This window comes from Sterolibacterium denitrificans, assembly GCF_900174485.1.
Lineage (GTDB): Bacteria > Pseudomonadota > Gammaproteobacteria > Burkholderiales > Rhodocyclaceae > Sterolibacterium > Sterolibacterium denitrificans.
This window is the reverse complement of sequence record NZ_LT837803.1, coordinates 2,388,686-2,404,157: the sequence shown is the minus strand read 5'-3', so window position 1 is coordinate 2,404,157 and position 15,472 is coordinate 2,388,686. Positions and strand designations below refer to the sequence as shown.

Annotated in this window: 6 protein-coding genes; 1 reads left to right on the top strand and 5 read right to left on the bottom strand. The window is 62.9% G+C overall.

Annotated features, from left to right (window positions below; all coding sequences use genetic code 11):
• Positions 1-212: 212 nt before the first annotated feature.
• Complete coding sequence (locus tag SDENCHOL_RS10855) at positions 213-9,515, bottom strand: calcium-binding protein (RefSeq protein WP_172955071.1); 9,303 nt, start codon at positions 9,513-9,515, stop codon at positions 213-215.
• A 208-nt stretch (positions 9,516-9,723) separates the two neighbouring features.
• On the opposite strand from SDENCHOL_RS10855, the gene SDENCHOL_RS14250 reads away from it, so the two are divergent.
• Positions 9,724-10,080 carry a hypothetical protein gene (locus SDENCHOL_RS14250; protein ID WP_172955070.1) on the top strand — a complete coding sequence of 119 codons (357 nt, stop codon included), beginning with the start codon at positions 9,724-9,726 and terminating at the stop codon, positions 10,078-10,080.
• Positions 10,081-10,793: 713 nt separating this feature from the next.
• Here the strand turns inward: SDENCHOL_RS14250 and SDENCHOL_RS10850 are convergent.
• The 4 genes from SDENCHOL_RS10850 to SDENCHOL_RS10835 all read right to left on the bottom strand — a co-directional run bounded on the left by SDENCHOL_RS10850 (position 10,794) and on the right by SDENCHOL_RS10835 (position 15,299).
• Entirely contained in the window at positions 10,794-11,342 is a 549-nt protein-coding gene (locus SDENCHOL_RS10850; RefSeq protein WP_154717219.1) for a hypothetical protein, read from the bottom strand.
• Between the two features lie 386 nt (positions 11,343-11,728).
• Positions 11,729-13,219, bottom strand: a complete 1,491-nt coding sequence (locus SDENCHOL_RS10845; RefSeq protein ID WP_154717218.1) for a DEAD/DEAH box helicase — start codon at positions 13,217-13,219, stop codon at positions 11,729-11,731.
• Positions 13,220-13,401: 182 nt separating this feature from the next.
• Complete coding sequence (locus SDENCHOL_RS14325; RefSeq protein WP_197706905.1) at positions 13,402-13,944, bottom strand: hypothetical protein; 543 nt, start codon at positions 13,942-13,944, stop codon at positions 13,402-13,404.
• Between the two features lie 131 nt (positions 13,945-14,075).
• On the bottom strand, positions 14,076-15,299 hold the full coding sequence (locus SDENCHOL_RS10835; protein ID WP_067169446.1) for an acyl-CoA dehydrogenase family protein: 1,224 nt from the start codon (positions 15,297-15,299) through the stop codon (positions 14,076-14,078).
• Between the last annotated feature and the right edge of the window lie 173 nt (positions 15,300-15,472).

Genomic DNA, 15,472 nt, shown 5'->3' with positions numbered 1-15,472 from the left:
ATTCCCGGGCTATCGGATTATCGGATTCGTGGGTTTCCGGATAAGGACTCGGTGGCCGCGCCCGGCGATTCAATGCAGGCATGCGAGGGGCTTCCTGTAGGTCTTGGCATGCCGGCTGGGATCATCTTATCTTCCAACCGCAGGCACCGTGTCCGCTGCCCGCCCATGGGATGCGCATCATCGATACTCGCGCATCCCATGGGCCTGACGGCTTACCATGACAGCTTGCTCAGCCCTTCCTTGATGCCGCTGAGGCCCTTGAGAAGGGTACCTGCGCCGCCGCTCAGCGAGACGGCATCGATGCCGCCGCGCGTGCTCTGGAGGCTGCTTTGCATCCAGCCCGCCAGACCGGAGAGGTCGGCCCCTTGGTTGACGTGCTCCCAGGCCGGCGCGTCCTGGCGTTCGGCATCGAGGCGGTTCAAGGCCTGGGTCAGCGCGGCCCACTGGCCTGCCACATCGTCGATGGCCTGGCCATGACCGGTTTGCTCATCCCATTGCCCGCTCCATTCCTCGATCCAGCGGGGATCGAGCACAGGCAGGGCCGAACGAATCGACTGGGCGGACAGGTCATCGCGCTTGAAGCTGTCGAGGAATCGCGCCAATGGATCATCGTCACGTTCCGATCCTTGCTTGAGGTTCGGTTGGTTCGGTTGGCCAAGCTGCCCCAGCAAGCTGCCCACGCCGGCGAGTAGCGCATCGACAACGTTGCCGTTGTCCACGCTTTCGTTGCCCTGGGCGGCGGCCGGCACCACGGTCTTGCTGCCAAAGCTGATCTTGAATACATCCGAGGCATTTGATTGCGCACCCTGACCATCGCTGGCGGTGATGCGCACGTCGATGCTGCCCAAGGTAATGGCCGGGGCGGTGCCGCTGAAGGTCTGCGTCGCGGCGTCGAACTTGAGCCAGGCCGGCAGCGCCTTGCCGTTGGATAGCGTTGCCGTGTAGCTCAGCGTGTCGTTGCGGTCGGCGTCCTTGAAGCTGCCCGCGGGCATCTGCCACGAGAAGGCTTTGCCCCTGGCGAGTTGTACGTCGGCGAGGCAGCGCGCCAGTTCGGGCGCATCGTTCGTGCCCTGCACGGTCACCGTCAATGCGCCGTTGCTGCGCTGGCTGCCGTCGCTGGCCAGGTAGCCGAAGGTTTCCGTGAGCGTCTCGCCTGCGCCCAGCCCCTGCACCTTGGCGGAGAAGTTGTCGAGCACATAGGCGTAGGCGCCGTTGGGCAGCAAGGTCAGCAGGCCGTATTCGCCACAGCGGATGCCGGGGTCGGCCACATGCAGATGCCCGCCTTCCGGGTCGCGGTCGTTGTCGAGCACATTGCCCCAGGTCAGCAGCTTGCGGTCCTCGATCAGGCTGGCGGTATCCGTGGTGGTGATCGGCGCCTGGTTGCCGCCGCCGGATTCGACGGCCAGGGTAAAGGTCTGGCTGGCCTGCGCGCCCGCCAGGTCGGTGGCGGTAACCCGCAGGACATGGTTGCCTGCCGAGGACGGGGTGCCGCTGAAGGTGCCGGTGGCTGCGTCGAAGGCGAGCCAACCGGGCAGCGTGCTGCCGTCGGACAGGGTGGCCGAGTAGGCCAGCACGTCCCCCGCATCGACATCGACGAAAGCCGTACCGGGCAGTTGCCAGCTCAGCGCCGTGCCCGCACGTCCGCTCTGGTTCGCCAGCGGCGTGCCGACTTCGGGAGCATCGTTGACGTTGGCCACGCCGATGGCGAAAGTCTGGCTCGCCTGTGCGCCGGCCACGTCAGCGGCCGTCAAGCGCACGGAGACGCTGCCCACGTCGCCATTGGCCGGGGTGCCGCTGAAGCTGCGCATCGCCGCATCGAACTGGAGCCACGACGGCAGCGCCAAGCCGTCGGCCTGGGTGGCCGAGAGGGTTAACACGTCGCCTGCATCGACATCGTGGAAAGCATCCTGCGGCACGGTGAAGGCAAACGGCGTGTCTTCGGTCGCTTGCTGGGCGGCAATGAGCGTGCCGGTTTCCGGGGTGTCGTTGGTGTTCTGCACCGTGACGTGGAAGCTGTGCAGGCTCGATGCGCCCAGCGTGTCCATGCCTTGCACGATGACGTCGAACTCGCCCACGTCGTCGTTGTCCGGCGTGCCAAACAGGGTACGCGTGGCGGCCTCGTACTGCAGCCAGTCCGGCTGCGTCTCGTAACCCGATACCGTCACCCGGGTCAGGATGTCGTCGCCATTGGCATCGATGAACAGGTCGTCGGGCAAACGCAGACTGAAGGCCGCGTCTTCCAGGGCAACCTGATCGTCGATGGGATTGGCCACTTCCGGCGCGCGGTTCATGAACTCGCGCAGTGTGACGGCGGTGCCGTCGGCGAACTCGAAGGTGTCGATCACCGTGCCAGCGCTCGCGCCATCCGGAGCGTAGTTCCTCACGCGCACCATGTCGCCATCGGCACCGTAGCGAACGAGCAAATCGTCACCGTCCAACGCCACTTGCACGTCCTCGCGGGCGATGCCCGCGCCGAAGGTGAGCATGTTGCCGATACCCGCATCGAGGTCATCCTCGATGACGTCCTCGCCATCGCCCAGATTGACCACGTAGGCGTCACGCTGGGCGCCGCCGCGCAACACATCGTTGCCCAAGCCGCCGGTAAGCACGTCTTCGCCGTCGCCGGACTCCATGACATCGTCGCCGTCGTAGCCGTAGAGACGGTCGCCGACGTTGGTGCCTGCCAGCACGTTACCCGCGTTGTCGCCCTCGACCACAAAAGTCCAGGACACCAGGGTGGCGTAATCCACCACCGTGCCATCGGCGAACTCGAAGTGCTCGATGGCGTGATTGCCCAGCACATCCCGCGGATCGAATCCGGTCAGCCGCACGACGTCGCCCGCATCGCCGTAGGGGATGAGCAGCACGTGGCCACCGTTGCCATCTGCCTCGAAGCGCAGGTTGTTGCGCATCGCGTTGGGATCGATGCCGGGGCCGAAGCGCAGCACGTTGCCGGCATTCTGTTCAGCCAGGTCATCGATGGTGACGATGCCGTCGCCCAGCTTCACGACATAGGTGTCGTTGCCGCCTTCGCCGGCCAGCCAGTCGCCGCCCGGCGTGGCCTCGATCAGGTCGTTGCCGTTGCCGCCCCGGATGCGATCCGTGAGCGTGGTTCCCTTGAGCACATCACGTTCATTCGTGCCGACGATATCGAAACCGCGCGCGAGCAATTCCTCGTAACCGATCTCGTCGCCGGTGATACCGAAGTAGAAGCGATCCACCGCGCGCGGCCCCAGCGGGTTCTGCGGATCGAAGCCCGAGAGGCGCACGCGGTTGCCAGTGTTGTCGAGGTCGAGAATCAAAAAACCGTCCTGATCGAAGGACAGACGCACATCATCCAGCGTCGTGCCCTCGGGCAGCAGCAGCATATTGGGCGCGTCACCGTTTTCGCTGTCGATGATGGTGTCCGTGCCGCCATCGGCGTCGATGCGGTAGAGATCACCACCCGCGCCGCCGCTCATGGCGTCATTGGCCTCGCGGCCTTCGATCCAGTCGACAAAGGCCGTACCGGTGAGCACGTCGTCGTTAGGCGTGCCGATGATGCGCACGCCGCGCGCCATCAAGTCGTCGAAGGACAGCGTGATGTCTTCCCAAGGCAGGCTGATTTCAGAAACCGGCGCCTGCATGCCCGGTGCGCGCGGGTCGAATCCGGCAAAGCGGATCAAGTCGCCATCTTCATTCAGGCACAGCAGCAGATCGCGGCCATCGAAGGCCAGGTGCAGCGCATCGGCATCGATCTGGCCGGTCAGTTCGATACGGTTGTCGTCCTGCGCCCGCCAGGTTTCGACGATGGTCGTCTGGGCAGGCCCCGATCCCCATTCCTTGTAAATATTGTAGGTATCCGAACCGGCACCGCCCGCCAGGAAATCCGAGCCGCCTTCGCCGTAAATCATGTCGTCGCCATCGCCGCCGATCAGGGTGTCGGCGAACGGCGTGCCATACAGCCAGCCGCCTTCGTCGCCTATCGTTGCGGTCATGCCGGTCAATTCGATGGAGTCCGCCGCGATTTCAGTGCCGTCGGCGAAACGAATGATGTCCACCGAACGCGTTTGCGTGGCACGCCCCGGCACGTAGCCGCGCAGGATCACCCGGTCACCGGGCTGATTGGCAAACTCGATCACCAGATCGCCGTCCCGCTCCGAATAGCGCAGGTCCTGCGGACGGATACCGGGGCCGAAACTGAGGATGTTGGGCGCATCATCGACAAAAATGCCGTCGTCACCGTCGTCACCGTCGTCACCGTCGCCAGGGGCGCCATTGAGCACGTTGTAATCGAGAGTTCCTCTGAAGAACCAGGGGCCAATGTCGCGCTCCCAAGTGAGCATGCGGTGGTCGTCGTCGATGATGGTTACGCCATCTCCCGCCTGATACAGATAGGTATCACCACCCCACTCGCCATAAAGCGCATCGTGCCCCGTGCCTCCCGCCAGAACGTCAGTACCCCAACCGCCATAGATGGTGTCATTCCCCGCGCCGCCGTCGAGTACGTCATCGCCCGCGCCGCCGTGGATCAGGTCGTTGCCGTCCCCGCCGGCAATGGTGTCATCACCGGCCAGGCCCAGTACGATGTCGTCGCCCGCGCCCGCATCCAGCGCCTCACCGGCATTGGTGCCGTAGAGCAGATCATCACCGTCGGTCGGCGTGTTGTTGGCGAGATGGGCGGCAGCGAACAGATCGCCGGACTGCGCATAGGCCACCGCCTCCAACCCGCCCGCCGGGGCGACCGAGCGGGTCAGCTCGAAGCCCGTGCCATCGAAGGCCAACGGCGCGGCGGTCGTTGCCGACAGCAAGGCGCCCGAATTGGCTTTCAGCCAACCCGCCAAATCGAAAACCCGTGTCCTGCCATCTTCATCGATGAACTGAATGCGCTCCAGATCGCCCGGCAGATCGTCGATGCGGGTGCCGTCGAGCGTGATCGAGCCGCCCGCGCCCATATCCACCAGCAGCACCACGCGCCCGTCGCGATTCAGCGCCGCCGAGAGCAGGGCGGGCGTTACCGTCGCACCGAAGGACAGGGTATCCGTGCCTTCCTCGGTGCGCAGCGTGTCGTTGCCGTCACCGTAGTTGAAGACGACCACGTCGTCACCCTCGCCGGTACTGAGCTCATCGTTACCCGCCTCTCCGGCAAGCAGATCATCGCCGGCACCCAGGTCGACGTTGTCGTCACCGCTGCCGGCGGAAACCCGGTTATTGCCGGTTGCCAGATGAATCCTGTCGTTGTTGCCGCGAGCCTGCACGGTGAGCGATTGACCGCTGTAATCATAAATCTCGTCATCGGCCTGGCTGCCAAGGAGGGTGGTCTCCTCACCCTCGTAGTATTCCTGCCATCCCATGATGCCGCCATCGGCGCGGGCAATCACATCGGCCAGCGTCCATTCGGTGCCATCGTCGAAACGGAAATGCTGGATGGCCCCACGTGACAGATCAGTCCAGTCATCGGGACACACGATCAGCGCATCGTTGCCGCCGATGCCGATGACCAGATCGTAATACCCGAGCTCACCTGCCTGCTCGATCCAGTAGGCCTCACCCAACTGCACCGATATGTCCGTCGGGCGAATGCCCGGCGCGAAGACCACGGTGTCGCTGGCTACCGCCAGGCTTGCGCCGACCGCGATATCCAGCCCCATCCCCGGCGCCACGATGTAGGTGTTGTTGCCTTCGCCGCCGGAGAGCCAGTCGCGGTCGGCGCCGCCGTCCAAGGTGTCGTCGCCGGCTTCGCCGAAGAGCCAGTCGCTGCCCGCGCCGCCGACCAGCGTGTCGTTGCCTTCGCGGCCATGGAGCGTGCTGTCCTTTTCGGTGCCGATCAGCACATCATCGCCCGGCGAACCGTAGAGGACTTCCTGATCTTCGCTCACACCGAGCTTGGCGAACACGTCGCTTTCATCAAGGCTTGCGCCATTGTCGAAGTCGAAACGGTCAATGCGCTGCCAACTGTAATTGTTGAACCAGGCCTTGATGCGCACCGCATCGCCCGAAGTGGCGACGGTGGCGATCAGATCCTTGCCGTCGCGGGTAAAGTTCACGTCGTTCTGGCCGATGCCCGGCTTGAACAGCACGCGGCCATAGGTTGGTTCGATTACGTCCTGGCCGTCGCCAACACCAAACAGATAGGTGTCATCGCCGCCCAGGTTCTGGAAGTGGTCGTTGCCTGCGCCACCGTCCAAGGTGTCATCTTCGTAACTGCCGACGATCACGTCATCGCCGTCGGTCGCCGCCAGCGCGCGGGCGGACAGCGCAGTCCGATCCCACACCGTGCCGTCGGCAAAGCGCAGTTGTTCGATGCCTCGCTCGAGCGACCAGGTAGCCGTCTGGCCGCGTACGGTCAGGCGGCTGCCATCGGACAGGGTGATCGCCATGTCGCCTTGCATCGTCCAGCGCACGGTGACATCGGCAGGCGTCACACCAGCGCCCAGCGCCACCGTGTCCTCGCCAGCCGTGTAGCCCTCGTCGATCATGTCCAGGCCGTCGCCCAGGCCGAAGCGGTAGGTGTCGGAACCCGAGCCGCCCGCCAACGTGTCATTGCCTGCACCACCCGCCAGCACATCATCCCGCCCGTTGAAGCCGCGCAGTTCGTCGTTGCCGGCTTCGCCCAGCAGGCTGAGTGACCTGATCATCTCCGCATCCCACAGCGTGCCATCGGCAAAGACGATTTCTTCCACCGCGTAGCGGTTGCTCTCGTTGAAATGGTTCTGGATGGTGAGCGTCTCGCCGGTATCGCGGATGGTGATCCTCAGGTCGTCGCTGACCTGCCGGCCATTCACGATACGCACCCGCTCCAAACGCACATCGGCGGGCGCTACGCCCGCCTTGAACTCGATGCGGTCGGTCTCATCTTGACCCCACGAGTTTTCGATGATGAGGTCGTGGCCGTCACCCCGACCGAAGCGATAGGTGTCGCCTGCGCCGTCATTGTCGTAGATCCAGCCCGAGGCATCCATCATCCCGCCGCCGCGCAGCACATCATTGCCTGCTCCGCCATCCAGGATGTCGTTGCCCGCGCCGCCGAGCAGCACGTCATCGCCGCCCTGGCCGGTCAGCACGTCCGCCACCCGCGAGCCGATGATGGTTTCCGCCGCTTCGCTACCTGCAAAGAGCATGGCTTGCACGTCGGCAAAGCTCAGTACCGTGCCATCGGCAAAGGCAATGCGCTCGATCAGGTAAGGGCCATTTGCGCCGTTCCAATCCTCATCGAAATACTGCTTGAGCGTCACCTGGTCGCTGCTGTCGCGAATCGCCAGCACCAGATCGTTACCGTTGCGAATGAGCTTCACATCCGCGGGTGCCACCCCTGCCTTGAAGCGCAGCGTGTCACTGTTGCCGAGGGTGTGGTCGCCATCGATCACCGTATCCTGGCCGTCACCCCGGCCGAAGAGATAGGTGTCGTTGCCGTTGGCGGTAACCCGCGGCGTGACATTGCGCACGCCCCGGTACTGGCCATCCTCGTAAATATAGTCCCAGCCGGACGCACCGATCAGCACGTCGTTGCCTGCCCCGCCATCGATGAGATCATCGCCGCCGTTGCCGATCAGCGTATCGTTGCCCGCTTGGCCGGTAATCGTATCCCCTGCGGCAGAGCCGTGAATCACGTCGTCGCCCTCGGTGCTCGCGGCGACTGCCATCCTGAGTGCGTCGTCGTGGCTCCACACCGTGCCGTCGTCGAACACATACTGACCGACGCCGTTTGGCCCCCATCTGTAGCCGTTGCGCGGGACGGAAAGCGTTTCGGCCGTATCGACGATGGTAAAGACGAGATTGTCGTCGTAATCGACCGTGACCTGGATGTCGGCAGGATTGAGCCCCAGCAGGCGCACGGTATCGCGCTGCAAGCCGTCTTCGGCATCGTCGATGATGGTGTCGTGGCCGTATCCCCGCCCGAAGACGTAGGTATCGGCGCCGGCTCCACCGTAGAGCATGTCGTTGCCCGCGCCGCCGGAGATGAGGTCATCGCCATTGCCGCCATGGATGGCGTCGTTGCCGCCTTGGCCGAACAGCCGGTCGTTGCCGTTGTTGCCGCGCAGCACGTCGTTGCCGTCGCCGGCCAGCACGAAATTGGCCTTGTTGGCGAGTTGGGTGTTGTCGTCGCCCGCACCGAGTCTGCGCACCTTGAATTCGTCGAGCAGGGCCTGGATGGCGGGGGTATTGGGCAGCGTCTCGATCAGACTGTCGAACGCCAATATCCCGTTCCAGTTGGTACCGGTGAGAAAACCGCCGGCGTACTTGTCCAGATCGAACAGGTCGGCCAGCGCGTTCTCGGGGTCGAGAGCGCGCTTGTCGGCCAGCATCTGATTCAGTGCCGTGGCATCCAGGCGAATGCCGTTGTCGTCGATCACCAGTTCGATCTGGTCGAGATAGGGCTTCAGTCGCGTCTGCAGCACCAGGCTGGCATAGAGGCTTTCGCTCAGGCTGTCGTAGGCCTGTTGCAGCAAATCGAGCTGGGCCTGGGAAAAGTTCACGCGCAAGGTGGGCAAGGCTTCAATCGCCGTCGCACCCGGTTTTTTTGAACCTGCCACCACGGAAAGCCCAACGCTGGCGCTGGTGGTCTGGCTCTTTTGCGAGGGCAGGTTGAAGAAATACTGGCCGTTGAAGGCTTCGAGGACGTGGAGCTTGCGGCTCCATTCGGCAATGAGGGCGCGGTAGGGCTCGGAGAGATAGGGGCTGTCGGCATCGCTGAGCAGCGCGGTTGCGTTGCCGATGCCGCTGGATGCAGTGGTCTTGAGATTGCTGCTGCGCCGTTCATTGCCGAAGGCTTCGTATTCGATGCGGTATTTGTCTGCGACACGCTCTTCCAGGCTGCCCGCCATGCCGGCGGTGTCGGCCCAGGTGGTGATGAGCTGGTCGAGCAGAATTCTTTGCTCGGCGCGGGTGGTGGCGGACTGGAACTGGGCGAGCAGGTTGGCCACGTCGCCGGACTGGGCAGCGGCCTGCTGCAGTTCGCGCACGTTGCCGGCCCCCTGCATGTTGGACAGGGTCTTGAGGGCTTCGGGGACTTCGATCTGTTCGGCAAACCGGGTGTTGAAGGTGTCGATGGCGAGCTTGAATTCGCCCATGGCGGAGGTGGTGCCGTCCGTGCGGGTGAAGCTGCCTTCGCGGGTGAGTTGATTGCCGTTGGCGAGGTTCTTGTTCTTGAGGGTATTGGCGAGGTTCAGGCTGAGGATGCCAGCATCAAGTAGGGAAATCAGTTCGCCTGCGCCCGTCACGCCGTTCTGGTCGGCATCGCGCCAGAGGCGCAGTTCGGCGAAGGCGGGGTCGGTGGCGTCGAGGATGCCGTCGCCGTTGGAATCGAGGGCGGCCAGTGCGGCAAAGCCATTCGGCGCCAGCGTGCCATTGGGCAGCGGTGTGAAGTCGCCGAAGAGCTCTGCGCCGGTGTCGATGCTGCCGTTGGCATTGCGATCCCAGACCAGCAGGGCATCGTCCTTGCCGGCCCAGCCGGTACGCGTCAATACACCGTCGCCGTCGTGGTCGAAGTAGATGTTGGCAGAAAGGCCGACGGTTTCCAGGCCATCGCCATCCAAGTCCAGGAGGATGGGGTCGCGGGGTTGGACCCAGGATTTGGCATCCTGAAAATCTTTGGGACAAGTATTTAACGACTTCGTCTCGCCTGTGAGAAGAGCCTCCCAAAGAGTATTCATCAAGTCATTGATGGTCAACCCATATTTTGATTGTAAGTAGGCGTCAGGTGAGCCGTTGCCAAATGCATCCCAGAAACTGGGATCGGTAACAATGTCATTGAATGTCTTATTCGCTGCAGCTGCAGCCGCAGCGGAAATGACAGTCATTCCAACAGATACCAGTCCTACACCTGGCACAACAACACCAGCGGCTTTGGCTATGACAGATATCCAACTACCAACTTTCGCAAACCAAGCCATTGTTGGCGCGCTGATGGAAACACCAGGAATTGCTGTAGCGGCGGTCCCATCACCATTCGCAAGCGCCACCGCGCTTGCGCCAGACTGCGTGGCAATTGCGAACTGCCCAGTCACGGCACCAGCTGCAGGGTTAATTCTTCCAGTAATAAAATTGATTGCGGAAACCCATTTATTTGTTGCTGTAATTGGACTTATGATTTTTTCTTGATCGCAACTCATTTTTATCCCTTTAGAAAATAAACATGACAAGTACAATAATGAGCCAAGCAATTGCTGCTCGAACAGGCATTACATATGGCGAATACACAACAAGGCCAATTGCTCGAAGTGCACCTGTGGATTCCTCAGATCGCTTTAAAACCATACTCTTTAGTCGCTCGAAGACGTTTCTGTTTAGACGCTCTAGCTGGACGTATACATACCAAATCGCCCAGAAAACTATGAAAACCCAAACAATCAGCCTTAATGAGTCTGTGTACGTCATCAACTTTCCTCCTTCACTAAACTCGTGTACATGGCATGCTGCCCCATATTCGGCACCTCATCTGCCTGTAAGCCTTTGGGCATCTGGTAGTAAAAATATCGTCACCTTGCCCTTGATCCGGTTGATGTTCTGGGCGACGTACTCGGCGGTCACGCCACCGCCCTCCCGTTTTGATTTGCTGCCTTGCCGTTCCGCCTGCGCCGAGTTTCATCGATAGCGGCGTTCGCGTTCATGTGTCACCCACCGCATCGTCTGTGTTTCCATGTTTTTATTCGTTCTTTGCCGGCACAAGCGATCTTGTGCCCGTTCGTTTTCCCCTTGCAGGGGATGGGCACCCTGACACTGAACCTATATTTGTAGGCCGCCAGATTACCTGAGGCACGATGCCATTTCAATATGGCAAAAGTTATAGATTTGCATCCCACATGGACTCTGCGTCACGCCGCTTGTGCCCAGCTCGCGTCGTTCGCCGCCGTGGGTTTGTCCCAAGTGTCGTCCCAGCAAATCCAACGACAGCCGCCGGCATACTTGTCCAGGTCGAACAGGTCGGCCAGTGCGTTCTCGGGGTCGAGAGCGCGCTTGTCGGCCAGCATCTGATTCAGTGCCGTGGCATCCAGGCGAATGCCGTTGTCGTCGATCACCAGTTCGATCTGGTCGAGATAGGGCTTCAGTCGCGTCTGCAGCACCAGGCTGGCATAGAGGCTTTCGCTCAGGCTGTCGTAGGCCTGTTGCAGCAAATCGAGCTGGGCCTGGGAAAAGTTCACGCGCAAGGTGGGCAAGGCTTCAATCGCCGTCGCACCCGGTTTTTTTGAACCTGCCACCACGGAAAGCCCAACGCTGGCGCTGGCGGTCTGGCTCTTTTGCGAGGGCAGGTTGAAGAAATACTGGCCGTTGAAGGCTTCGAGGACGTGGAGCTTGCGGCTCCATTCGGCAATGAGGGCGTGGTAGGGCGAAGAGAGATAGGGGCTTGCCCGCGCGTCGGTCATCAGCGCCGCGCCGGGTGTGACCGCCGCCGAGCTACTGGCCTTGCGTGGGCGTCTGCGCCTGTCGCGCCCGGTGTTTGTCCGCTTTGCGCATCGATCCCCACACCCTGGAAAACTGGGAGTAGGGGCGAGCCAGGCCGAATGCTCAGGCTGCCCTGCTGATCCGCTTGGTCGAGAAGTTTCCCGACACGGTGGAGCGGCTGGCCGTGGTGTGACAGATTTTCAAAAACGGATATGAAAGATGAAAGCGGGCAAGAAATGATCAAGCCGAAGCACATGGCAAGCAATGGCGCGGTGTAGAACTTCCTTGTCCTGGAAATTCGACTTTTGATACGACTGTCGGGCGGGGGACTACCGGGGATTGCCGCCGAAAGTGGTTGCCCTGAAGATCAGGCCGCATCCTTTTTCTTCCCCAGGCCGCCGAGTAGGGCGGCGACGGGGCGTTGCGCGCGGCGTGGGTTGGGTTTTTCGGCGGAGGGCTGGTTCGTTTTGCCGGGGTCCGGGCGCGATTCGTAGGGTTTGCTGGGGTCGAAGTCGAGCTTGGGCAGATGGGGCGAGGCGGATTTTTCCGTGCTGGGGCGGCGCTGCAGATTTTCGGCGGCGCGTTCGCGGTCGGTTTTGCGGCTGCGTTCCTGGCGTGATTCGCGGGCGGCGGAGGCGCCGAATTCGTCACGCGCGCGTCCCTGGCTGCGTGCGCGGCCACCTTTGGCGTCGGGGCTGGTGTGCCCCTGGTCGTCGATCAGTTCGAAGCCGGGCGTGTTGACCTGCTCGATCTTGATCTTGATGAGCTTTTCGATTTCGGCGAGGTTCTGCTTTTCCGCCGGGCTGACCAGCGAGGTCGCATCCCCCGGCTTGCCGGCGCGGCCGGTGCGGCCGATGCGATGGACGTAGTCTTCGGCGACGTGCGGTAGTTCGTAGTTGATGACGTGCGGCAGGTCGTCGATGTCGAGGCCGCGCGCGGCGACGTCGGTGCCGACCAGCACCTTGACGCGTCCGGCTTTGAAGGCTTCGAGCGCTTCGGTGCGCTGCTGCTGCGACTTGTCGCCATGGATGGCGTCGGCCTCGATGCCCTGGCGCTGCAGGTAGTGGGCCAGACGGCTGGCGCCGAACTTGGTGCCGACGAAGACCAGCACCTGGCGCAATTCCTGTTCGCGCAGCAGATGCACGAGCAGGTGGCGCTTGTCTTCCTGGGCGACGGGATAGACGCGGTGGGTGATGGTTTCCGATACCGCGTTGCGCCGCGCCACTTCGATGAGTTGCGGCGACTTCAGCATGGTGTCGGCGAGCTTGCGGATTTCCTCGGAGAAGGTTGCCGAGAACAGCAGGCTTTGGCGTTCCTTTGGCAGCAGGGCGAGGATGCGCTTGATGTCGGGGATGAAGCCCATGTCGAGCATGCGGTCGGCTTCGTCGAGGATGAGGAATTCGACGGCATTGAACGACACGGTTTTCTGCTGGACGTGGTCGAGCAGACGCCCCGGCGTGGCGACGATGATTTCGCGGCCCTGCATCATTTCGGCGATCTGCGGCTTGATGTCGACGCCGCCATAGAGACAGGTCGAGCGCAGCGGCAGATGCTTGCTGTAGGTCTTGACGTTCTCGAACACCTGCATCGCCAGTTCGCGCGTCGGCGCGAGGATCAGCGCGCGTACCGGATGGCGCGCCGGCGACGAGGAGGTGTTGGCGTGGCGGGCGATGCGTTGCAGCATCGGCAGGGTGAAACTGGCCGTTTTGCCAGTGCCCGTTTGGGCGCCGCCGAGGATGTCCTTGCCGGCAAGGATGATGGGGATGGATTGCGCCTGGATCGGTGTCGGGGCGCTGTAGCCGGCATCGGCAACGGCTTGCAGCAGTTCGGGCATCAGCCCGAGGTCTTCAAATTTCAATGATGGCTCCTGCTCTGGCCTGGCATGCGCCGGTTCAGGCAGCAGAGTATGGGTGGGCCGAAATCGGCCGCCGCGAGGTGCGACCGATGGCTGTCATCAACCGGCAGGACGACAGGGGCAGGATTGTACCGCAGATAGGGTGATGCCGGCGGAAATGGCAGAAAATCGAGCCGCAACGGCGATCAGGGTTGTTTCGGGGGCGTCGTCGGTGCGGGTGGCGTCGGCGGCGTCTGTGTCTGCGTATTGACGGCTGTGGCGGCTGGCTTGTCGATTCTGCTTTCGGGCTTCGCCGCTGCCGCCGCCGGCTCGGGTGCTGCGGCCGCTTGCGCTTCTGGTTTGACGGCGGGCAGCATGCCTTCCATCATGGTGGCGCGGTAGTCGGGTGGCGGCACGACCGCGATATTGTTTTCGCGCATATAGCCATCCATGTCGCGCCAGCCGGCAAATACCGAGGCCTTGAGCGCCCTGGGGTTCTGCGTGTAGCAGTCTTCCAGCGCGCGGCCGGAATGGCGGCAGCCGCTGCCGATGGCGCGGCCTTCCGCATCCCTGGCGGCGCTTGCCCGGGCTTCGGCTTCTTCTCCGAACAAGTCGCAGGCGCTCAAGCCGAGGCAGGCGGGCAGCAGAAAGGCCGCCAGCAGCATGCGGCGGACAGGCAGGCCGCGCGCGAAACGCAGCACGTTGCTCGCATTGGCGGCTAGCGACTGGAAGCGTATTTTCGTCGTCATGAGTATTCCCTCATTCCTGGAGGCGTCAACCGCCGCGCTGCCGCCTGGATGCCTCGCGAATGGAACGGAGGACGATATGACTTTGCATGACTTTGGACCTTGAATGGCGCTTGAGCCCCGAACCCCGGATTTTACGGCAGATTTCCGCTGTCCTTGAATGCCTGCAAGGTTTCGCGGGCGATGACGAGTTTCTGCACTTCGCTGGCGCCCTCGTAGATGCGCAGCGCGCGGATGTCGCGATAGAGCGCTTCGACCACCTCGCCCTGGGTGATGCCGCGTCCGCCGAACAACTGCACGGCCGCGTCGATCACCCGTTGCGCTTCTTCCGTGGCGAAGAGCTTGGCCATGGCGGCCGTGCGCGTCGTCTGCATTTTCGTCCCGCCCTGGTCGCGTTGCCAGGCGGCGCGATAGGTGAGCAGCGCGGCGGCGTCGATGGCGGTCGCCATGTCGGCCAGTTTTGCCTGAGTGATCTGCATGTCGGCCAGGCGCTGGCCGAACATCCGGCGCTCCTGCACGTGGCGCAGCGCTTCATGCGCGGCGCGACGGGCCAGTCCCAGCGCCGCGGCGGCCACCGAGATACGGAACATATCCAGCGTCGCCATGGCGATGCGAAATCCTTCGCCCGGCGAACCCAGCAACTGGCTGGCCGGTACCTGGCAAGCGCTGAATTCGAGACGCGCCAGCGGATGCGGCGAGAGCGTGAGGATGCGTTCGGCCACCGCCAGGCCGGGGCTGTCCGCATCGACGATGAAGGCGGAAATACCCGCGCTGCTGCGCTCCGGCGCTTCTTCTTCTTCTTCTTCTTCTTCAGTGCGCGCAAAGACGATGTAGAAATCGGCGATGCCGCCGTTGGAAACCCAGGTTTTTTCGCCATCCAGTTGCCAGCTGCCGTCGGCTAGCCGTGTGGCGCGGCAGGCGAGCGCGGCGGCATCGGAGCCTGCTCCGGGTTCGGAAAGGGCGAAGGCCGCAAGCAGCTCTCCGCTGGCCACGCCAAGCAGGTAACGCGCCCGCTGCGCTGCGTCGCCGAACAGCGAAATCGCACCGGCCCCCAGCCCTTGCATGGCAAAGACGAAATCCGCCAGCGACGAATGCCAGGCAAAAGTTTCGCGCAGCAGGCAAATGGCGCGCGCATCCAGCGGCGGTGTTTTTCCTTCTTCATTCGCCGGCGGCACGCACCACTGCAGCCAGCCGGCCGCGCCCAGTTGGCGGGCCAGGGCGCGGCAACTCGCATCGACGTCTTCGATCTGCGGCTGCTGCGCCAGATGCACTGTCGCCCAGGCCGCCGCCGCTGGCGCCAGCTCACGGTGATGGTCGGCAAAGAAGGGCAGGGCAGGGTCGGTGATGGGGAGAGGCATGGAGACGGGAGGGGGGATTGTGTCCAATGGCGAGTCTGGAGTTTACCCCGCGCTTTCCCGTTCCGCTTTCCCGAAGCGGCGGGTTTCGGGTTGTCGCCGGACGGGAAAATAGTCAGGAAAGTTTACGTTTATTGTATTCTATGCAGCGGCGATGGCCGGAAGACCGTGGTTCG

What these genes read in the sequence shown, in the direction of transcription:
- SDENCHOL_RS14325 (WP_197706905.1), bottom strand. Translation starts at nt 13,944, where the DNA reads ATGACGACGAAAATACGCTTCCAGTCGCTAGCCGCCAATGCGAGCAAC.
- SDENCHOL_RS10835 (WP_067169446.1), bottom strand. Translation starts at nt 15,299, where the DNA reads ATGCCTCTCCCCATCACCGACCCTGCCCTGCCCTTCTTTGCCGACCAT.
- SDENCHOL_RS10850 (WP_154717219.1), bottom strand. Translation starts at nt 11,342, where the DNA reads ATGACCGACGCGCGGGCAAGCCCCTATCTCTCTTCGCCCTACCACGCC.
- SDENCHOL_RS14250 (WP_172955070.1), top strand. Translation starts at nt 9,724, where the DNA reads ATGTCATTGAATGTCTTATTCGCTGCAGCTGCAGCCGCAGCGGAAATG.